This is a genomic window from Peribacillus sp. R9-11, from assembly GCF_031345095.1.
In the GTDB taxonomy this organism is placed as follows: Bacteria; Bacillota; Bacilli; order Bacillales; family DSM-1321; genus Peribacillus; species Peribacillus butanolivorans.
Window position 1 is genome coordinate 5,636,176 of sequence record NZ_CP133763.1, and the last position, 21,058, is coordinate 5,657,233.

Sequence of the window (21,058 nt, forward strand, 5' to 3'; positions counted from 1 at the left end):
TGGATTCTCTTCCAGACTATGGTTTAAATGTGGATCTTTCATAAAGCTATTTAAAATTCCCTTACGCCTAGCTTTTAACTTTTCTTCTATTGAAAACCTTCCAAAGTTGCAAAGGTGTCTCTCAGGAATTGATAAAATAGTTTCTCCGTGGGCATTAACTCCCTTTCAGTTGGAATAATAACACCTACAGCCCTAGTTACGGATGGTTCATCCAACGGCAGTCTAACTGTAAAACGAGGCAAGCTGTCAATCAGAGAGATTTCTGGTATTAAGGTTACGCCAAGCCCTGCTGCCACTAGACCTTTTATAGCATCAGTATCTTTTCCTTCAAATGCAACTTCTGGCTCGAAACCGTGCAGTTTACATGCCTTCATGACAATATCACGTAAAACATACCCCTTAGGATATACGATGAACGGATTTCCTTGAAGTTCATTTAAGTTTAATGACTTCTTCAAGGCCAAAGGATGGCTTTCTGACAAAAGAGCAACTAAGTTCTCAATAAATAGAGTTTCTCCGTGAATTTTCTTTTCGTTCATCGGTAGAGGTCCAATTAAGGCCATATTAATATTTCCTTTTATAACAGAATCGATCAGGTAGCGATATGAACCTTGTTTCAAGGTGAACTTCGCTTCCGGGTAAATCTCTCTGAAATCAGAAATAACCTTTGGCAATATATAGGAAGCTAAACTACTTGGAAAGCCAATACGAATTGTCCCTTTTTCCGGATTTAAGCTCTCAGCCAGCTCACGCTTTGAACGATCAATGATATCCATAGCTTGTTCCATATTCGCTAGAAATGTATGTCCTATAGGCGTCAGCTTAATCTTCCGGCCTTCGCGGATAAATAAAGGCACACCTAATTCTTCTTCTAAATTATAAATTTGACGACTGACTGCAGACTGGGCAACATGCAAAGCCACTGCTGCTTCCGTCATATGTTCACGCTTTGCCACTTCAATGAAATATTCGATTTGTCTTAATTCCAATGTAAGCTCCTTCTTTCATATCAAAACAGCATGTTATTTATCTAATATTCAGATTGTTTCTTTCAAATTTAAATTATATCATGAAAGTATCACATAAAAACCTATATATATATTCAAATATATTTTCATGACTTTATTACCAAAAAAGGGGAGAAATATTAATGACAACGACACATGAAGTTGAGCAAGAGGAATTACAAGTTGCCAAAGAGTTTGTAAGTCAAGTATACGCACAGGTAAAGGAGCGTAATCCTCACGAAAGTGAATTCCATCAAGCCGTAAAAGAAATATTTCTTTCATTAGTACCAGTATTTTCAAAACACCCTATTTATATGAATAGTGGGATTTTAGAAAGACTCGTTGAGCCAGAAAGAATGATTACCTTCCGTGTCTCTTGGGTTGATGACCTAGGAAATGTACAAGTCAACCGTGGTTTCCGCGTGCAATTCAACAGTGCTATTGGGCCATTTAAAGGCGGTCTACGCTTTCACCCGACAGTAAACTCAAGTATTATCAAGTTCCTTGGTTTCGAGCAAATCTTTAAAAATTCTCTTACAGGACAGCCAATTGGCGGAGGAAAAGGCGGATCTGACTTCGATCCAAAAGGAAAATCAGACGCTGAAATCATGCGTTTTTGCCAAAGCTTCATGTCAGAACTGGCTCGCTATATCGGTCCGGATACAGACGTACCGGCTGGGGATATCGGAGTAGGGGCTAGAGAAATCGGTTATCTATTCGGTCAGTATAAAAAGATCCAAGGAAGCTACCATGCGGGTGTTTTAACTGGTAAAGGCATAAGTTACGGCGGAAGCTTAGCCCGTACAGAAGCGACTGGATACGGGACGGTTTACTTTGTCGAAGAAATGCTAAAAGACAAAGGATTACAGTTCCATGGTAGCACAGTTGTTATTTCAGGATCAGGTAATGTATCCATTTATGCCATTGAAAAAGCTACACAGCTGGGCGCTAAAGTTGTAGCATGCAGCGACTCTAATGGGTATATATATGACAAAAATGGTCTGAACCTAGATACAGTTAAACGTTTAAAAGAAGTAGAAAGAAAACGTTTGAGTGAGTATGTCGATGCTCATCCCGAAGCTGAATACAATGAAGGAAGCTACGGAATTTGGTCTGTACCATGCGATATCGCCCTTCCTTGTGCAACACAAAATGAAATTGATGAAGAAGCAGCAAAATTGCTTGTTAAAAACAACGTGAAAGCAATCGGCGAAGGTGCTAACATGCCATCAACTCTTGAGGCTATTGACGTATTCCTTAATAATGGCGTCCTTTTCGGACCAGCCAAAGCCGCTAACGCAGGTGGTGTTGCCGTTTCTGCACTTGAAATGGCCCAAAACAGTGCTAGAATGCCTTGGACATTTGAAGAAGTCGATACAAAACTACACGGTATCATGAAAAACATTTATAAAAACAGTGTAGAAGCAGCCGAAGCATACGGTGAACCTGGCAACTTAGTTGTCGGAGCCAACATTGCTGGATTCCTAAAAGTAGCCGATGCTATGCTGACTCAAGGCATACTCTAATAATAAGTTAAATTTCAGGAGGCGGTCCCAACATGGGCCGCCTTATTTTTTGTACAAGAGTAATTACATCTTCTTGCAGGTAATCGTTCATTTCAATCCGTGCTGAATAACCTTAAAATCCTCTTTACCACTACTTAAGTCCCTAAACGTAAAAAGTTCACATCCTAATAGTAGTGAACGCTAAATTATAACCGTTCAATATATTCACCTGTAGCATGATTTAAGAGGTTAGATTGTATTCTGCTATTCAACTGATTAATATGATCTTTGTATAGTTAGCCGCCACATTTGCATCAAACTAACTTGATTGTAAAAGATTGAATCATTGATCTACAAAAAGAGTGTCGGAAAAATTCCGACACTCTCACTAAAACTATTATTCTTTAGTAACCAATTTCAATGGTACAGAGATTGTTTCGTCTACCTTTTCACCTTTTAAGACTTTTTCTGAGGCATTAACCGCTTCTTTACCGATAAGAGCCGGTTGCTGAGCGATCGTTGCTTTTAGCTCACCGTTTTCAACAGCCTTTAAAGCATCATCGTTCCCATCAAAACCAACAACAATGATGTCTTTACCAGCTGCTTTGATTGCTTCAATAGCTCCTAGAGCCATTTCGTCATTATGAGCGAATACCCCTTGAATGTCCTTTTTACCTTGTAGGATATTTTCCATAACGTTAAGACCTTTTGTGCGGTCAAATTCTGCCGTTTGACTTGTTAGCACTTCTAATTGCTTGTCAGCAATATTGTGGAACCCTTTCCCACGTTCCCGAGTTGCAGATGCACCTGAAACCCCTTCTAGCTCCACTACTTTTGCGTTTTCGCCAAGCTCTTTAACTAGGTATTCTGCAGCTAATTCTCCACCAGCCACGTTATCGGAAGCGATGAATGTTTCGATATCCCCTTCTTCAGAAGAACGATCAATTGTAATAACAGGAATACCCGCTTCGTTTGCTGATTGAACAGCTGAAGAAATTGCGCTTGAGTCTGTTGGATTAACAAGAAGGATATCTACTTTTTGAAGAATTAAATCTTCAATCCCACTAATTTGTTTAGCTGTATCGTCCTGTGCATCAACAACTGTAACTTTCATGCCCTTTTCTTTTGCTTCTTTTTCAATACCATCTTTTAAAGAAACGAAGAATGGATTGTTTAACGTTGAAATACTGACTCCGACTTTCACGTCTTCCATAGAGTCTTTGGTTTCTTTTTTATCATCTTTTTGACCCGAATCCATTGAACAGGCAGCTAACACCATTAAAGAAAGAATCATGAACAACGATACTATTTTTTTCATTGATTACACCTCAACTTATGATTTTTTACGGTCAAGTAAAACCGCAACTAATATAACTGCACCTTTTACCACTTGTTGGTAAAAAGAAGATACACCTAGTAAATTCATACCATTATTCAAAGTACCGATAATCAGAACACCGACTAGTGTACCGAACAACCTGCCTTTACCGCCTGAAAGGCTTGTTCCGCCAAGCACTACCGCAGCAATGGCATCCATCTCATAGGATTGACCAGCTGTTGGTTGTGCCGAATTCAAACGGGATGTTAAAATGGCACCAGCAATCGCTGCCATAGTACCTGCCAGCCCGTAAATGGCTACTTTTACTCGATCTACTTTAATCCCAGATATTCGGGAAGCCTTTTCATTTCCACCAATTGCATACGTTTTACGGCCAAATGATGTTTTATGAAGTAGGAACCATAAAATAAAGAAAGCAATAATCATCACAACCGCTGGAACCGGCAGCCCAAGGAAGTATCCTCTCCCAAGCATTTGGAACAGTTCTGAATCACCAATTCCTGTAATTGGCTTTCCATCTGTATAGACGAGCGTTAATCCCCGGAAAATTGTCATCGTAGCCAGCGTCACAATGAAAGGTGCCATTTTCCCTTTTGAAACAAGAATTCCATTAATTACACCCATTAGTGTACCCAGTAGAACTCCTACTAATATTGCTAAAATTGGATCTAATCCTGAGACCATCATTCCAGCCATAAGTGCGCTGGATAGAGCCAGTATGGAACCAACGGACAAATCTATTCCACCTGTTAAAATGATAAAGGTCATCCCAAATGCTATAAGCGCATTAATAGAGGTTTGACGCAATAAATTCAAAATATTATTTGGTTCCATGAATGATGGATTTAAAACAGTTATTACGATAAATAATAAAATCAAGGCGAGTAACGGACCAAATTTCTGCCAAATCCCGCTTTTCCCTGTAGCCTCAAGTTTCATCCTAGTTCCCTCCTGTCGCCAATGCCATAATTTTTTCTTGTGTTACTTCCTGCTTTTTCAGTTCCCCGGCAATTTTACCTTCATGAACAACAAGGATTCGATCACTCATCCCAACGATTTCAGGGAGCTCTGAGGAAACCATAATAATGGCGATACCGCGCTCTGTTAATTCATTCATCAATTCATAAATTTCACGTTTAGCTCCAACATCAATTCCCCTGGTTGGCTCATCCATAATCAATACTTTAGGCGAAGTGCCAATCCATTTGGCAATAACCACCTTTTGTTGATTCCCACCGGATAAATTACCGATGATCGTTTCTGTAGAGGATGTTTTCACGTGAAGTCGCTTGATCATCATCTCTGCAAATTTTTTCTCATCTTCCGTTTTTACGAGTCCACTAGGAGCGAAGCTTTTTAAATTCGGCAGGCCGATATTTTCCCGTACTGAAAAGTCCAGGATCAAGCCCTCTTCTTTACGGTTTTCCGTGATGAAAGCTAAACCGTAGCGAACTGCATCCGTTGGTTTTCGTATGGAAACTTTCTTACCTTCAACAGTAATCTCACCGCTGTCTATTTGATCAACCCCGAAAAGGGCACGCATTATTTCTGTTCTACCCGCTCCCATTAATCCGGCCACGCCCACAATCTCACCTTTTCGGACAGCGAAATGGATATCTTCAAAAAGCCCCTTTTTAGTTAGTCCTTTTACATCAAGGACTACTTCACCTAGATGGGCTTCACGATGAGGAAAACGATCCTCTAGCTCCCGGCCAACCATCTTTTGAACAACTTCATCGAAATTTGTATCTTTAATTCTTTTCGTATCGACAGTTTTTCCATCACGCATCACGGTGATTCTGTCGCAAATGGCAAAGATTTCTTCCATTCGGTGAGAGATATAAACAAGAGACACGCCTTTTTCGGTAAGGCCCTTCATCACTTCAAAGAGCTTCTCGATTTCTCTATCAGTTAAGGCCGCGGTTGGTTCGTCCATGATGATGACTTCGGCATCCGTCATAAGCGCTTTAGCAATTTCAATCATCTGCTGTTCCCCAACGGAACAAAGCCCTGCTTCCTTATCAAAAGGAAGGGAAATATTAAGCGTTTTAAAGATCTCTTTTGCACGCGCTTTCATTTGTTTATTTCTTAGGACACCGAAGGCATTTACCATTTCCTTGCCGATAAATAAATTCTCTAACACCGTCATTTCTGGCCAAATATTCAATTCCTGACGGATAAAGGCCATTCCCGCTTCTTCTGCTTCCTTTGAATCCTTAAATGAGGTTTCTTTACCATTAATTTCAATAGTCCCTTGATCATGCTTATGCAGCCCGGTCAAAATGTTCATCAAGGTCGATTTTCCGGCTCCATTTTCTCCCATAAGCGCGTGGACTTCTCCAGCCTCTAAAGAAAACTGAACGCCTTCCAATACCTTGTTTTGACCAAATGCTTTATAAATATTTTTCATTTCAATTTGCATGCTCTTCACCTCTTTTATTTAAAAAAATACTCCAGACTGCAAAATGCAGTTTGAATACGGCGTCGTTTCTCCTGTACGGATTACTGCCTTTGCTTTACTTGTCAGCCTTTTAAAATCCTCATGGGAAACATATTCAATCGCATTTCCGAATTGCTGTTCCATATATTGATGCTGCTTTGAATTCTTCTCCTTCACCTCAGTGGCGGCGATCACTTTCTCGACTACCATATCTTCATGAACGGCACGAACAACATCTTGAAATGAAGGCGTTCCAGGTATTAAGGCTAAATCTATTTTAAGTACTCCTGAAGGTACCGGGAGGCCGCAATCACCTATGACAATATAATCCGTATGCCCAAGGTCAACAAGAACTTTGGCTATTGAACTATTGATGATTCCATGACGCTTCATTCTTCAAAGCTCCTTTCGACTTCTTCCCTTGTCGGCATACCTCCTTGAGCTCCTAACTTCGTAACAGAAATAGAGGCAGCCCGGTTTGCGAATAACAGACAGTCGTCAAAACTTTTTCCTTCTGCAACAGCAACCGCGAGTGCAGCATTAAATGTATCTCCTGCACCTGTTGTATCGACTGCTTCAACCACAAAGCTTGGGACCACCTTCTCTTCATGCCCGTCAAAATAACGGACGCCATTTTTACCTTCTGTAATAAATAATTTATTTGGATACTCTGTTAAAACTTCCGTCCGGTCTCTTCCATCGAATAGTATTTCGAATTCATGTTCATTCGGTGTAATGAATGATGACTGTTGAATAACAGCCTCGCTTATCTTACGTGCAGGTGCTGGGTTTAAAAGTAATCTCTTTTGGAGTTTTTCACATAATTCAGCAAGGTATAAAACAGTTTCCTCTGGTATCTCCTGCTGAACCATGACGATATCTGATTCCTCGATGATTTTTTTCGCTTTTTGTACATATTCAGGAGTGATGGAATCATTTGCTCCTTTAACGACAATAATACTGTTATCACCTTCTGAAAGGGTAATGTGGGCTGTACCTGACATAGCACCTGTAACCGGTTCCACATACTTCGTGTTTACATGATTTTTTTTCAGGTTTTCTAAGATGACCTCTCCATAAAAATCATCTCCTACACATCCAATCATTGTTACTTCCGCACCAAGACGAGCTGCGGCCACGGCCTGATTGGCCCCTTTTCCTCCTGGAACTGTTATAAACGAATCTCCTAGAACTGTTTCCCCTGCTATAGGACGCTTAGCTGATGTTACCACTAAGTCCATTGAAGAACTTCCTACTACTGCAATTTTTATCATGGCTTCTCCGCCTTCCTTCTCGTTGTTTGTCTTTCCACAAAAGAAACTGGAAGCTTTTTGTGCGTTTCTTCTATCTTTTCCTGATTGATTTTTTTAATTAACAGTTTTGCTGCTTGTGCCCCCATCTCATAGGCGGGCTGGCGAATTGTCGATAGCGGAGGATGTAATAACGCTGTGAATGCGATATCATCATAACCAATCAATTGAATATCTTCAGGGATTCTTATTCCCCTTTTCAAGATTTCTTGTAGGGCGGCTGCTGCAACAATATCATTACAGGCAATGATTCCATCTGTCTCCGGATACTGTTCAAACAACTGTCTCGCACAAATTTGTCCACCTTGAAGGGTAAGAGATGAATCCATGACATGAACATTCACTTCCGCTTGCTCCAATTCTTCCAATGCTGCAATGTACCGTTCATATACAGGTTTTATTTCGACTGGTCCCCTGATAAGGACGATGTTTGTGCTACCTCGATCGAGCAATACACGAGCTGCCAATTTACCGCCTGTTTTTTGATCCGAATAGACGGCTGGTAACTCCTCTGCTGTACGATCAAGAAGAACAACAGGAATTTCTAGATTATCAAAATTCTCATTTGTCTCTTCACTTGTTGATGCAATCATGCCCACTACATTATTCTGTAGAAAGGTGTCAATATATTCTATTTCCTTATCTCGCTTTTCATCGCTATTCCCAAATATTAATCGATATCCAAATTTCTGCAGATAGTCCTCAACGCCCCTTGCCATTTCTGGAAAGAAGGGATTAGTAATGTCAGGTAAAATCAAGCCAATCAATTTAGATTTACGTTTATAGAGGGATCTTGCCACTTCATTCGGTTTATAATTTAACTTTTCAACAGCTGCCATGACCACTTTCTTTGTGTCTTCATGTGCATATCCGCTGCCATTCATCACTCTTGAAACCGTTGCTACGGAAACTCCCGCTTCCTTTGCAACATCCCGAATAGTTGCCAATATATCCACCTCAATATATTATGTGTAACCGTTTACATATTTAGCTTATCACCAATTCATATGGACGGCAAGTCCTATTCCACAGATATTTATTAGGTAATTTGAACCAAAAAGCATAACACAATCCTTTCTTAGATATACATTTGATGAATAATGAACACAAAGGTTCCTTTTACATCTCTAGTTATGAAAACAAAAAATTTGAAAAAGCTGGCTCAAATATCTGAGCCAACTTTACATTTAAAGTGTGTTTGCAGGTAACTTTTCGTAAAGAGCATTATTTATATACCCAAACTCAGATGCATGCGGACGATCTTCGCCATCACTATATCCGTATTGAAGCATACGGTTTCTGTTCAGACAGAGTTTGGTTAATTTAGGTGCAAAGAAATTGAATGTCTCGAAACGATCCTGCAATTGTGGGAATTTTTGCTGATGTGTAAGGATTGCCCGAGCAACACCTTCCCAAAAGACATTCTCATCCAATAGGTTCCTTCTCATAAGAAGTGTGGACAAGTAACGGAAATGACAGATAAATAGTCCCGTGAAAATGAATTGAACCAGGCCCTCCGGAGCTTCGCTTCTTAGTACCTTTTTTAGATTATCAGGAAGCATACTTAATTCAGGAAGCGGTTGATCACTGATATTTACATCATCTACAAAATCCTTGATTGCCAACCGGTGCGGTTTATAATCCTTCAATACTAAAATTGTATTTTGGCCATGCGGTGAGAAGACAACCCCATACTGATAGATAAAATGTAACAATGGTGAAAGAATGACGTCGAATAATTGGGCTGTCCAGGCCTCCGTAGTTAATCCAGATTTTTCAATCAGGCTTTCCACATACGGCTTTCCTTCGTGGTCCACATGCAAAAGGGATGCAAGTGTAATAGGCTTCTCGCCTTCTTCCATATAACTGTATATGCTTTCTCTCCAAATACCGCCTAGCATCTCTAAATATTGATATGGTACATTCTTTAGCTTAGAAAAATATGGGTGATCCACATTTAAACTGGCCACCTCACCAGGAAGTACTACTTTACATTCTTCCTTTAAGAACGAATCATTATTGTAAATGTTCTTAATATACTCTGTGATTTTTGGTGCAATGACAGTACGCTCTGCTGGTAATCCACGGTAGACCAACGTATTTAAAATGCTCATTGGTAGCTTGACGTGATGTTTGTTCTTATTCGAAACATTAACAAACGTCCGAATCGATTGCTGTGGAAGATACTCATCAGGGCCGTTTCCTAAAGCTACAATCAGACCTTTAGCTAAATCATCGGTAAAATTCTGAATGATTACATTCTTCCATTGCCATTCATGGATTGGCAGGTAAAAATAGTCTTCTTCCTTTAACCCTTTCTCTGCCAATCTGTTTCCAAATACTTTTCGGGTTTCATCATCTAGTTCATTTTCCATCAATTGTTTATAGGATAACGTTTGGATGGAATTGAACGCACCCCTTGTTTTATGAACGGCAATCCATGATAGCTGAATTTTCTCCTGATTTTCTGGAGCGAATTTCAGGTAATCATCATAACCGAATCCAATTCTTCCCTTGTTATAGGCAATCCAAGGGTGACCGCTCATCTCTCCTTCAAGTAGCGCATAGTCCAGTTCGACTAAATCATCCGCGTTTTGTTCCGGTTTAGATAGTAATTGCAGATCTGCAAGCAACGTATGATGGAACTCTTTGATTAAATGGCCCGTTGTTTCTGCAGTCATCCCGATTAACGGCTGAAGGTCCAAAATGAATTGAATGGCATCATTTGCTTGTCTGGTTTGTTCTGCTTCAAATACTTTAATCGATTCAGCCTGTACATCATAACTGTCAAAAAGACGAGGCAAGGCTAAAAATTGATAAGATTTTTCCTCATTTATCTTTAACTCATATAAGTTTCCTGCTGCATTTTCGTTCAAGACAGCTGGATGGATTATATCTTCATACATATACTCGGAAATCATTTTAGCGAGTAGGTTTTGGTTTACTATCGACCAATTTTTTTCTGTAACCGCCTTTTCCACTTCATTTATGAACTGCATACATTGACTCCCTTTCTTTCTATTAATAGGCCATGACTGGTGCTTTTACACGGAATGATTGAAAAGCTCCTTTTGGTTCAGATGGATAAATCTCTTTTCCCGCTAATTGATTAATAATAATGGAGTTCCGGAATGCCCCTAATCCTAAATCAGGTGCGCCCACGCCGTGCGTATGTATCTCGCCATTCTGAATAAAAAGATGATTTGGTGTAGATACGGTCGTACCAACTCGATAGTCTTTCGTAATTTCAAGTCTGCCAAACTCATCGCGGACTATAAGGTCTTCCATACTGTCAAGGAATGCCGGCACGGTTGATTTGTAGCCAGTACCAAAAACGACCGCCTCTGTGTTCACATCAAATTCGCTTTCTTCCACCCACTGTCGACATTTCAATGTCCAGCCACTTTCAGTTGGCTTTACGGCTGCAACTTCTGTCATTGCCCTAAGTTCAATGGCAAGTTCTGCATTTCCAATAGACTTTTCATACATTTTGTCGAAGATCGCAGCAATTGTCTTCGCGCTGATTCCTTTATACAACAGATCCTGTTTTGGCAGAATTTCATCTTTCTTTTCCTGAGGCAGCCGGTAAAAGAAATCTAGGTAATCTGGAGTGAAGTATTCCAACCCAAGTTTTGAATATTCCATAGGAAAAAAACCTTTGGATCTTGTATACCAGTTTAGCTGGTAACCATGCTTCTCCTGCTCATTAAGTAGGTCTTCAAATACTTCGGCCGCACTCTGTCCGGATCCGACAACTGTTATGGATTTTTTCTTTAAGACATTTCCTTTATTCCGTAAATAATCGGCCGAATGCAGGATGCTCTCTCCCATATATGGACTAAATGCAGACGGTACAGCTGGAGCACTGCCAATTCCCATGACTATATGACGGCTATAATAGACTTCAATCTGTTGAGTTTTTTCATCTCTCACACTGATCTGATAGAAAGGTTCCTCTTGATCCTTAATATACTCCAGCGCCTCCACCGCTTTTCCAAAACAGCAGCTATCAAGTTGATTCGCAGTCCAGCGGCAATATTCGTTATATTCTTTTCGCGGAATCAAGAATTTTTCAAGGAAGTAGAAATGATAAAGCCGGTCATGTTGCTGTAAATAATTCAAGTAACTATATGGGCTTGTCACATCTGCCATGCTAACTAGATCAGCAAAGAATGGTACCTGCAGTGTCGTCCCTTCAAGCAGCATCCCTTCATGCCAATTAAATTCCTGCTTTTTCTCAAAAAAGACGGCATTTAGCTCCGGGGTTTTCTCTAAAAGGGCCGCAAGTCCAAGGTTAAAGGGACCTATCCCGATTCCAACCACATCATAGATAGATTGTTGCTTCTCCATACTTCCACTTCCTCTCGAAATTCTCCCGCGTACATGACATAAGTAATCCTGTTTTGTCAGGGAGTTCAATCTCTTTAATTGGGGTAAAGCCGCATTTTTCAAATAAATGAATCATCTTTGCATTCCGGATATCCGGTTCTGCCATCACTTTGTTTGTGGTAGAAGTCAGTAGTTGGAATTTCACCATTGCACGCAAAAATGGCAAAGCTAGTCCTTTTCCAAGATACTCGGGATCACCAATGAGTAAATGAATACCCTGGTCACCCTCCTCAGCCTCATAATATTTTTCAATGATATCGCCTTTTACCCAATACGACTCCCAATAGCTCATTGGGATCTCGTCCAGGCAACCCAAGTATAGTGTTTGGTGTGTATCAGCCAACGCTTTCTGCAAATGAACAGCAAATTTTTCTTTTGTAAAATTCAAGTTCCAGTAGGGTATCACATGATCTTCGTGCATCCAACTATGCAGAGTATCAATATCCCGCTCAAATTCCACTTTGACAAAAGAAAGCTGCTGATTACGGTCTTTCAGCTTTTCTTCATAACTATTTTTCATGGGTGGCCAAAACCCCCTGCGCGAACGGATTTTCAATGGTCGTATAAACAGACTGTGTCTCAAGTGAGCCAACAAGCTCGTCCATATCATGAAAACGCGTCAGTAAATTGGCTTTACAAGGTAGTTCTTGTTCATAAAGCAACCTCGAGACAACCCGGTTCAATCCTTCATCTTTGCTTTCCTTACCACTAGATTCTAATTGTTCCTGAACGAGCTGTAATAGTGTCTGCTCTGATGCTAATCCTTCCGTACCAAAATTGTTGATTATGCCTAATAAGTGATTAAAGAAGAAATAGTATTGAAGTCTTTCTTCAGCAACTTCATCAGAACAAATTGTGAAGCTTTTTTCACTTAGTTCAGGCAGGATGCTCATCAGCCGGTCTACTTTTGATTCACAATAGTAATACCCTTGATTATCTCGATAATAAAAAGTGGATGGGTACCCATTTTGAAGCTGGATAATTGAATTTTGTTGATGGGCTTCTAGAACAATTCCATACTCTTCAAACAGCCAAAGCATCGGTTTTAGTGTCATTGAAAGATACGTATTAAACCAATCCTTACTTACTTCTTCAGTACTACGGTTTTCTTCTTCTGCTAATTTTCGGATGATCGCTCCAAGCCTTGATGGTGCACCATAGGCATTGTCCTGACATAGACCTGCAATCAGGCTTGCTTGTTTATTGTTTTCATAGAAAGGATTTTCCCGAATATCAACATCAAAACCTGAATCTTGTTCAGTTGTTTTGATTGTTAGATAAGCAGGGTCCTTTATGACGCGGAAGGACGGGTGCTGCTTTCTTAAATCATCGCCCACTTTGGAATCTATTAATTTCGCGATTTCAACACCACGATCGAGTTCTTTTTGCAGATTTGCACGTAACGAGTTTGTGATTTTAACCGGAACGGAAAACTTATACATATATTTCGATGTAGCACTATAGACTGTTCTGAATGAAGAAGTGGCCGTGAATTTTTTCCCAAGCGGGCCTGCATAGATTAGTAGTCCTAGCTCAATTAACTTCTTGACTTCTTCTTTTTCGACTAGTTCTTTTGCCTGAAGCGGGTGCCCTGGAATAATGATATATGGGCTTTCTTTTTTGCAATACGATTCACGGAATCCACTGGAAATCTCCAAATCGCCGGCTAATTCCTGTTTAATGATCTCACTTGCAGATATGACTTCACTAGAGTCTTGGATGACAATCGATGAATCTGCTAGGAAGTAATGAAGCTGGAACTCCCCTTTTAATTCTGGTGAATAGTTCCATTCATCCCTATCTGATATTCCCTGCTTACTTTTCGGTGTTGGATGGAACAAGTGACCAAATAGAAGGGACTGTTCTGCTTCGATGTATGTAAAGTCAGGACTTTGAAGTGTATCAAAGTCTACTCTCCGTGCTTCCACATAGCGTTGAATATTTTGGCTACTTAGGATGACACGCAACATCAATTCATCTTCACTATCTGTTCGGCCCTGTTCATTTAATAATTCTTTAGACACGGCTGAAACCATTGTCACGTAGTCTAATTCACGCACTTGTTTGGACGCCGTTTGGTAGTAAACCGGGAAGGATATAATATGACGCCCCGTTTCCGACCAATACTTTAGTGGAACAAGCAATGCAATATCTTGGGATGCAAGATTACTGACTAATAAAGAAGTCGGTACAGTACCCTCCAGCTCAGGCCAGTTCTTTGTTTCTTCTAGACTGCAATTCCCAGTTTCTCGGAAATAACAATTCAGAAAGCTTTGCATCGTCGCCCGTTCAGCTATTTGCTTACTATTCATCATCATTCCTCCATCATCTTGAACATTTCACCTAATACCCGAATCTCATCAATGATTTCCTCTATGTGTTCAAGCTTTGTCATTGGATTCAATAGAGTCATCTTTAAATAAACCTGTCCATCAAAACGAGTTTTTGCCAAAAATGCACGTCCGCTCTTTAGTAATTCTTGCTGAATCTGTTTATTTAGAAGATTTACTAATTGATCACTTTTTCCTTCGGGATTATAACGAAATACAACTGCATTCAATTCGGGATTTTTATTTAATACGCTGAACCCTTCTGCTTTATTGATCTTCGCAGCCACTTCGCGTGCAAGATGACAAGTATAGTCAATCATTTCAGCAAATGTATCGAGTCCAACAACCTTTAATGACATCCAAAGTTTCAGCGCGTCGAATCTTCTCGTCGTTTGAATCGATTTATTGACTAAGTGGACCATACCCTCCTCTTCATCTTCCTGTGGATTCAAGTAATCGGCGTGATGCTGGATATATTGAAACGAATTGCGGTCGGAGACAAGAAAGGCACCGCAACTGATTGGTTGATAGAATAATTTGTGAAAATCAACCGTAATCGAGTCAGCCAGTTCAATTCCATTGATTAATTCTTTGAAATCCCGACTTAAAATCATCGCTCCGCCATAAGCGGCATCCACATGCAGCCATAACCCTTTTTCCATTGCAGCTGCAGACAATTCATGTAATGGATCTATAGAACCAAAATCCGTTGTTCCACATGTGGCAACAATCGCAAATGGAAGTAAATCCTGCTCCTCTAAAATCATAAGCTGACGATTCAGTTCATCTATAGAAAGACGGTGATTAGAATCCGTTTTAACCGTTATTACCGCCTGTTCACCAAGCCCTAGCTGCGCCGCGGATTTACGAACCGTAAAGTGGGCAGCCTCCGAGCATAAAATCCGCAGTTTTTTTGCTTCGGTTGGCAGACCATGTTGCTGTACATCTATATCCCAGACACGCTTACAATAGGCGTCTCTCGCCAATAACAGTCCCATATAATTAGATTGGGTTCCACCGCTTGTGAAAATCCCGTCCGCTTTATCAGAAAACCCTACCTGAGTGCACAACCAATCTATTAAACGCTCTTCAATAAAGGTTGCGGTCGAGCTTTGATCCCAGGAATCCATTGATTGATTTAGAGTACTGATAATCATTTCGGCAGCCACTGCAGGTACGAGTGTCGGGCAATGCAAATGTCCGATACAAGTAGGACTGTGTACATTGATGCTGTCATTAATAACAAACTCAGCTAGTTCAGCTGCGACACCTTCCAATGTCTCCCCTTTTATAGAACCAAGGGATAGCTCATTTAATCTCGCTTCTATTTCATGTGGTTTTTTCCCAGAATACGGCTGATTATTCTCTTTTAAAAAGTCGGTAAGTCTTTTTTCGATGATTGTTAAAGAATCGGTGTAATTATTGAAACCGGCCTCGTTATTCAAGAAAAATGGAGAATAAGCAAAATTAGTTTTATTAATCATTTCAATCATTTATTATTCACCCTCTTGCAACAGCTGCACGAACAGCTTCTTCAAAAATTGCAGTAGCTTCTCGAAGCTGGGATTCCGTTACGATTAATGGAGGCAAAAACCTCACGACGCTACCATGTCTGCCACCGACTTCTAAGATTAATCCTCTTTGGAAACATTCCTGTTGAATGGTGCTGGCAAGTTCAGAATTAGCCGGATAGCTTCCATTCGAGTTTTGCGGTTCTAAATGGTTAACCAGTTCAACACCGACCATCAATCCCCGGCCTCTAACATCCCCAATTTGTTGGATATCTTTTTGCAAATCTTTAAGAATATTCTTTAAGATTTCTCCCATTTTAGCTGCATGCTCCACAAGATTTGTTTCTTTCATGAACTTTAAAGTTGCTGTTCCTGCTGCCATTGCCAATTGATTTCCGCGGAACGTACCAATATGAGCACCCGGAGACCATAGATCCAGATCTTTGTTATAAATCACGACGGATAATGGAAGGCTGCCACCTATTGCTTTTGATAGTACAAGAACATCTGGAATGATTCCTGCATGTTCGAAGGCAAACATTTTACCTGTTCGGCCGATACCCGATTGAACTTCGTCGATAATTAATGGAATGCCTCTCTCTTTTGTAATTCTCCTGATCTCCTTAAGCCACGGAATTGGTGCTGGAATGGAACCTCCCTCACCCTGTACTGCCTCTAAAATCATTCCTGCAGGTGCTAATAATCCAGACTCAGGATCGTTCAACAGGTTTTCGATATACTGGCTACTAATTTTGTGACTTTCCTCTCCGCCAATTCCAAATGGGCAGCGATACTGGTATGGATATGGTAGGAAATGCACGTCTGGCATTAACCCTTGAACTTTTTCCTTTGGTTTTGTATTACCGCTAATTGACATTGTCGCATGTGTTGCTCCGTGATAAGCACCTTGGAAAGATAAAATGCTTCGGTTGCCTGTAGCTGTTTTAACTAATTTAAGTGCCGCCTCAATAGCATCTCCGCCTGTAGGACCACAGAATTGAATCTTTGCATTTTTTCTGAATTCTTCAGGCAGACATTCAAAAATTTCATCAACGAACTGCTCTTTGATTGGCGTAGTAAAGTCCAATGTATGTAAAGGTCGTTTAGCTTTTAGAACATTTTCCATTTCTTCTAGCACAGCCGGGTGATTGTGTCCGAGCGCTAATGTTCCAGCACCGGCAAGAAAATCAATATATTTTTTTCCATCCATGTCTGTTAGGTATATTCCCTCCGCTTGATCGATGGCCATAGGTAATCTTCTAGGATAAGATCGAGCATTTGATTCCCTTGTGTTTTGTTGTTCCAGTAATTGATCATTTTTGGTAAGTGTGGTTGTTCCCATAATGAGCCTCCCTGTATATTAATTAATTGAGAATAATTATCATTATCACACAATTCATTCTAATGATAATGATAATTATTCTCAATGAGTAAATACGCTCATTTTTCTTCTAATAAATTCCAATAAAATTAAACAAAGGTTAAAAATGGTATTTAAATGGTTGTAACTAGGATATTCTGTTCATTTTATGACCTGGAAATTTTCCTTAAGGTTTAATTAAGATTATATTAATAAGCTTGACCTAGATAAAAACACAGAAAAGGTGGAACAAAAATGAATGGTTTGAAAGGCAGGCGTGAACTCAAACATGCAATTACCAAAGCAGATTGTTATCTATTAAGAAATAACCTACAGAACTTTATGAAGCTTGATCCCCATGGGCATGATGGAAAGTATTTAATTCGCAGTGTCTATTTCGATAACTTTGACAATAAAATACTAAGGCAAAAAACAGAGGGCTTCTATCATAGAGATAAATTTAGAGCTAGACTTTATGATTATGATTCCGACTTTATTAACCTAGAAAAAAAGAGTAAGCGGGATAATTTAACCTATAAACAGAAATGTAGGCTCTCTGCTGAGGAATATGAACGAATTCGTTTAGGGGATATAGAATGGATGTCTGGGGATTCAAGGGATTTACTTCGAGATTTATATATTCAAATGACCCTTTTTCAGATCAAACCGACAACCGTCGTGGACTATGAAAGAGAAGTCTTTATCTATGAATATGGAAATGTTCGGGTGACGTTTGATAGTAACGTGAAAACCAGTTATCGGGACACAGATTTCCTGAATCCTGAATTAATCGTAGTCGATGCATTAGATCCCGATTGGGTCATTCTGGAGGTCAAATTTGATGAATTTCTTCCAGGTATCATCAAACAATTGCTTTCCATCATCGATACTAGAAAATCATCTTTTTCAAAATATCAACTAAGCAGAAGATACGGCTGATTTTCAGCTACCAATATTTTTGGAGGAATAAAACATGGATACGACCGCAACTTCAACAACCACAAGTACTTTTAATGATATTTTCAAATCTAGCTTTTTGGACAAGACCGAAAGCTTTTCAATTATTGACTCTTTAATAGGGTTACTGTTAGCATTTGCCATTGGTTTGTTCATTTACGTTATTTATAAGAAGACCTTTTCCGGTGTGATGTACTCACACAATTTCAACATCTCTCTCATCATTATGACAATGGCTACTGCCCTAATTATCATGGGTATTTCAACTAATATCGTTATCTCTCTTGGTATGGTTGGTGCTCTCTCTATTGTACGGTTCAGAACGCCTATTAAAGACCCTATGGATTTGGTTTTCCTATTCTGGGCAGCTGCTTCTGGAATTTTGTGCGGGGCTGGTCTAATTCCACTCGTCATCATCGGTGCTATTTTAATCGGTATTGTCATGCTTGTATTTGCAAACCGTTTGACTGTAGAAAATCCTTATTTATTTATCGTGAAATACACAGATGCTTCAATAGAAAAAACGTTAGAAGAAAGGATTTCTAGTAAAGTGAAAAAACACTCTATCAAATCGAAATCCGTAATGCCTGGCAATAACCTCGAAGTGACATATGAAATTCGATTAAAGGATAATAATACTGAATTCATTAATCAAGTCAAGGACATGGACAGCGTTCATTCTGCAATCATGTTAAGTTATGACGGCAACTTCACTGCCTAAGATAGAAGGCGGACATAAAAATCTATGTCCGCTCCTCTATTTAAGAATACAGGAGGAAGGAGCCTTGGCATGTTAAAAACAAGATATGTTTTAGCGTCGATTGGTTTACTGATAGTAATTTTTATAGCAGTGATGTTTCTCCTTCCCAATCTTCAAGTTGGAAAAGCTTCGAAAGGGAAAACTTATACAGAATCTGTATTTGACCAAAGTAAGGTGACAAACGTTGATATAAAAATGGATGATGATGATTTAGTCTCCATCTTGGAGAATCCCACTGAAAAGGAAATTGTTAATGCCGATGTAACGATTGATGGAGAAACGGTTAAAAATGTAGGCTTTCGAACCAAGGGAAACCTTTCCTTAAATTCTGTTGTCCAAATGGAAGATTCTGATCGTTACAGCTGGAAGATAGACTTTGATTATTATCAGGAAGATCAAGATTTACACGGCTTGAAAAAATTGGCTTTAAATAACAATTACAGTGACCCAACCTATATGAGAGAGTATCTTTCATATGAGCTAATGGAAAAAATGGGCATAGCAACTCCCGGTCATTCCTATATGTACGTGACCATTAACGGCAAAGAATGGGGTTTGTATTTAGGTGTAGAAGCTATTGAAGAAACATTTTTAGATACTAACTTTGCTGATGGCACCGGGGACCTTTATTATCCTGATGGCACCGGAAGTGATTTAAAATGGATTAGCGATGATATTGATGACTACACAGGAATAAACTTAAAAACAAACGATAATTCCGATCAATCTGCTATGATCAAAATGCTTGATGTTATCAATAATGGCGGGAATTTAGAAGAAGTATTAAATGTTGACGAAATGCTGCGCTACTTTGCAGCTAATACAGCTCTTGTCAACCTCGATCACTATCAAGGCGATAAAAAGCATAATTACTATTTATATGAAGAGAACGGCGTCTTTTCCATCCTGCCATGGGACTATAATATGTCATTTGGTGGTTATTCAGGGGGCGGGGGCAGAAAGGGACAAGCCGCAGAGGATGAAAAGGCAGCTGATCAAAAAGATGCTGCAACGGTTAATGGTGATACAACTGCTGCTAATGCTAATGATGATGACAATGCAGAATTCCCTGGTGGTTCACCGAATATGAACGGTGGTGCCATGATGGACATGAGCTCCAATTTCATGAATGAAAGCATTATTAACTTCAGCATTACAGAGCCTGTGTCAGGTACGACACTTGAGAATCGGCCTTTATTAAATGCCCTGCTTTCCAACGAAGAGTACCGCGAAAAATATTATGATTATCTAGACGACATTGCCACAGATTTTTTCTCTGAAGAAAATATGACAGCAATGACAACTGAGATTTCCACATTAATCTCACCATATGTGGAAAAAGATCCGACAAAATTCTATACATTGGACGAGTATACAGAAGCAACGTCAGGCAAAGAAACCCTGGTTGATTTCGCTACCAAACGTGCTGATTCTATCTTGGCACAACTTTCTGGAGATCTAGTTGTTGAAGCTGAAACAGAAAGCAGTATGGGCGGTGCAGCTCCTAATATAGACGATGGAGAAGATGGCACACCTCAGCCTCCTAATATGGGTGACGGTGAGAATGGTGCAGCTCAGCCTCCTAACATGGGCGGCGGTGAGAACGGTGCAGCCATGCAGCCCCCTAACATGGGTGATGGTGAAAATGGTGCAGCTATAAAGCCCCCTGGTATGAACGAGAATATAGGTTCGCAAGGAGTGGCTAACAGCGGTTACTCCAAAGAAACGATAATTCTATCTTCTGTTCTCCTTTTATTACTATTTGGCGCAATGGCATTCGCTCACTTCTTTAAACGAAGAGGAAAAAGAGGCTAACTGCCTATTAATTTCGTTACAATCAAGGTATCCCAAACTAAATTTTGGGATACCTTTTTTTATTTCATTAGCTTAATACCCTCTATCTATTTCCCAACCAAATGACTCTACGTACAAAAATAATTTCTTTCCCTATTATTCTTTATTTCTATAAAAGTTCACGAAAAAAACCAAAAATCAACTTGGACAGACGCCAAAAAAAAATCTAAAAAAAATAAATACCTTGATTTCCTACTAATATGATTAACCACGCTCCAAGCGCCTTTTCATAACACTTTCTTGAGCTTATTCCTCCCTCTTCCTGACTTAACAAACTGCTCTCATCGATTATTTTC

Annotated in this window: 17 protein-coding genes; 4 read left to right on the forward strand and 13 right to left on the reverse strand. The window is 39.7% G+C overall.

Features of this window, described 5'->3' with window-relative positions; genetic code table 11:
- Positions 1-86: 86 nt before the first annotated feature.
- On the reverse strand, positions 87-989 hold the full coding sequence (locus RE409_RS27400) for a glutamate biosynthesis transcriptional regulator GltC (protein WP_056522058.1): 903 nt from the start codon (positions 987-989) through the stop codon (positions 87-89).
- A 161-nt stretch (positions 990-1,150) separates the two neighbouring features.
- On the opposite strand from RE409_RS27400, the gene gdhA reads away from it, so the two are divergent.
- On the forward strand, positions 1,151-2,533 hold the full coding sequence (gene gdhA, locus RE409_RS27405; protein WP_201187692.1) for an NADP-specific glutamate dehydrogenase: 1,383 nt from the start codon (positions 1,151-1,153) through the stop codon (positions 2,531-2,533).
- Positions 2,534-2,909: 376 nt separating this feature from the next.
- Here gdhA and rbsB read toward each other — a convergent pair whose 3' ends face one another.
- The 12 genes from rbsB to RE409_RS27465 all read right to left on the reverse strand — a co-directional run bounded on the left by rbsB (position 2,910) and on the right by RE409_RS27465 (position 17,173).
- Complete coding sequence (gene rbsB / locus RE409_RS27410; protein WP_053348355.1) at positions 2,910-3,830, reverse strand: ribose ABC transporter substrate-binding protein RbsB; 921 nt, start codon at positions 3,828-3,830, stop codon at positions 2,910-2,912.
- A gap of 15 nt (positions 3,831-3,845) precedes the next feature.
- Positions 3,846-4,790 carry an ABC transporter permease gene (locus RE409_RS27415; protein WP_053348354.1) on the reverse strand — a complete coding sequence of 315 codons (945 nt, stop codon included), beginning with the start codon at positions 4,788-4,790 and terminating at the stop codon, positions 3,846-3,848.
- 1 nt (position 4,791) lies between these two features.
- Entirely contained in the window at positions 4,792-6,273 is a 1,482-nt protein-coding gene (locus RE409_RS27420; protein WP_309558344.1) for a sugar ABC transporter ATP-binding protein, read from the reverse strand.
- Between the two features lie 18 nt (positions 6,274-6,291).
- Positions 6,292-6,684, reverse strand: a complete 393-nt coding sequence (rbsD, locus tag RE409_RS27425) for a D-ribose pyranase (RefSeq protein ID WP_053348352.1) — start codon at positions 6,682-6,684, stop codon at positions 6,292-6,294.
- A complete protein-coding gene (rbsK, locus tag RE409_RS27430; RefSeq protein WP_201187696.1) occupies positions 6,681-7,565 on the reverse strand; it encodes a ribokinase in 885 nt (294 codons plus the stop codon). The genes rbsD and rbsK overlap by 4 nt, the downstream gene beginning before the upstream one ends.
- A complete protein-coding gene (locus RE409_RS27435; RefSeq protein WP_201187698.1) occupies positions 7,562-8,548 on the reverse strand; it encodes a LacI family DNA-binding transcriptional regulator in 987 nt (328 codons plus the stop codon). The genes rbsK and RE409_RS27435 overlap by 4 nt, the downstream gene beginning before the upstream one ends.
- Before the next feature lie 240 nt (positions 8,549-8,788).
- Positions 8,789-10,600 (reverse strand): IucA/IucC family protein, encoded by a 1,812-nt coding sequence (locus RE409_RS27440; RefSeq protein WP_309558345.1) that lies wholly within the window; start codon positions 10,598-10,600, stop codon positions 8,789-8,791.
- Positions 10,601-10,622: 22 nt separating this feature from the next.
- Positions 10,623-11,951, reverse strand: a complete 1,329-nt coding sequence (locus RE409_RS27445) for a lysine N(6)-hydroxylase/L-ornithine N(5)-oxygenase family protein (protein ID WP_309558346.1) — start codon at positions 11,949-11,951, stop codon at positions 10,623-10,625.
- The gene (locus tag RE409_RS27450) at positions 11,926-12,510 is read right to left on the reverse strand and encodes a GNAT family N-acetyltransferase (protein WP_201187704.1); all 585 of its coding nucleotides are present in this window, start codon (positions 12,508-12,510) and stop codon (positions 11,926-11,928) included. Before RE409_RS27450 ends, RE409_RS27445 begins: the two co-directional genes overlap by 26 nt.
- Positions 12,500-14,305, reverse strand: coding sequence for an IucA/IucC family protein (locus tag RE409_RS27455; RefSeq protein WP_201222507.1), 1,806 nt, complete (start codon positions 14,303-14,305; stop codon positions 12,500-12,502). Before RE409_RS27455 ends, RE409_RS27450 begins: the two co-directional genes overlap by 11 nt.
- Positions 14,305-15,813, reverse strand: a complete 1,509-nt coding sequence (locus tag RE409_RS27460) for a pyridoxal phosphate-dependent decarboxylase family protein (protein WP_201187708.1) — start codon at positions 15,811-15,813, stop codon at positions 14,305-14,307. The genes RE409_RS27455 and RE409_RS27460 overlap by 1 nt, the downstream gene beginning before the upstream one ends.
- Positions 15,814-15,820: 7 nt before the next feature.
- Positions 15,821-17,173, reverse strand: a complete 1,353-nt coding sequence (locus tag RE409_RS27465; protein WP_053348344.1) for an aspartate aminotransferase family protein — start codon at positions 17,171-17,173, stop codon at positions 15,821-15,823.
- A 273-nt stretch (positions 17,174-17,446) separates the two neighbouring features.
- Between RE409_RS27465 and RE409_RS27470 the strand changes: the two genes are divergently transcribed.
- The 3 genes from RE409_RS27470 to RE409_RS27480 all read left to right on the forward strand — a co-directional run bounded on the left by RE409_RS27470 (position 17,447) and on the right by RE409_RS27480 (position 20,723).
- Positions 17,447-18,130 (forward strand): polyphosphate polymerase domain-containing protein, encoded by a 684-nt coding sequence (locus RE409_RS27470; protein WP_056522033.1) that lies wholly within the window; start codon positions 17,447-17,449, stop codon positions 18,128-18,130.
- A gap of 34 nt (positions 18,131-18,164) precedes the next feature.
- Complete coding sequence (locus tag RE409_RS27475) at positions 18,165-18,869, forward strand: DUF4956 domain-containing protein (protein ID WP_201250197.1); 705 nt, start codon at positions 18,165-18,167, stop codon at positions 18,867-18,869.
- A 69-nt stretch (positions 18,870-18,938) separates the two neighbouring features.
- Positions 18,939-20,723, forward strand: a complete 1,785-nt coding sequence (locus RE409_RS27480; protein WP_309558347.1) for a CotH kinase family protein — start codon at positions 18,939-18,941, stop codon at positions 20,721-20,723.
- The last annotated feature ends 335 nt before the right edge of the window (positions 20,724-21,058 follow it).

Bases quoted from the DNA above. Each gene is read 5' to 3' on its own strand.
- gdhA (WP_201187692.1), top strand. From the start codon at position 1,151: ATGACAACGACACATGAAGTTGAGCAAGAGGAATTACAAGTTGCCAAA.
- rbsB (WP_053348355.1), bottom strand. From the start codon at position 3,830: ATGAAAAAAATAGTATCGTTGTTCATGATTCTTTCTTTAATGGTGTTA.
- RE409_RS27415 (WP_053348354.1), bottom strand. From the start codon at position 4,790: ATGAAACTTGAGGCTACAGGGAAAAGCGGGATTTGGCAGAAATTTGGT.
- RE409_RS27420 (WP_309558344.1), bottom strand. From the start codon at position 6,273: ATGCAAATTGAAATGAAAAATATTTATAAAGCATTTGGTCAAAACAAG.
- rbsD (WP_053348352.1), bottom strand. From the start codon at position 6,684: ATGAAGCGTCATGGAATCATCAATAGTTCAATAGCCAAAGTTCTTGTT.
- rbsK (WP_201187696.1), bottom strand. From the start codon at position 7,565: ATGATAAAAATTGCAGTAGTAGGAAGTTCTTCAATGGACTTAGTGGTA.
- RE409_RS27440 (WP_309558345.1), bottom strand. From the start codon at position 10,600: ATGCAGTTCATAAATGAAGTGGAAAAGGCGGTTACAGAAAAAAATTGG.
- RE409_RS27445 (WP_309558346.1), bottom strand. From the start codon at position 11,951: ATGGAGAAGCAACAATCTATCTATGATGTGGTTGGAATCGGGATAGGT.
- RE409_RS27450 (WP_201187704.1), bottom strand. From the start codon at position 12,510: ATGAAAAATAGTTATGAAGAAAAGCTGAAAGACCGTAATCAGCAGCTT.
- RE409_RS27455 (WP_201222507.1), bottom strand. From the start codon at position 14,305: ATGATGAATAGTAAGCAAATAGCTGAACGGGCGACGATGCAAAGCTTT.
- RE409_RS27460 (WP_201187708.1), bottom strand. From the start codon at position 15,813: ATGATTGAAATGATTAATAAAACTAATTTTGCTTATTCTCCATTTTTC.
- RE409_RS27465 (WP_053348344.1), bottom strand. From the start codon at position 17,173: ATGGGAACAACCACACTTACCAAAAATGATCAATTACTGGAACAACAA.
- RE409_RS27470 (WP_056522033.1), top strand. From the start codon at position 17,447: ATGAATGGTTTGAAAGGCAGGCGTGAACTCAAACATGCAATTACCAAA.
- RE409_RS27475 (WP_201250197.1), top strand. From the start codon at position 18,165: ATGGATACGACCGCAACTTCAACAACCACAAGTACTTTTAATGATATT.
- RE409_RS27480 (WP_309558347.1), top strand. From the start codon at position 18,939: ATGTTAAAAACAAGATATGTTTTAGCGTCGATTGGTTTACTGATAGTA.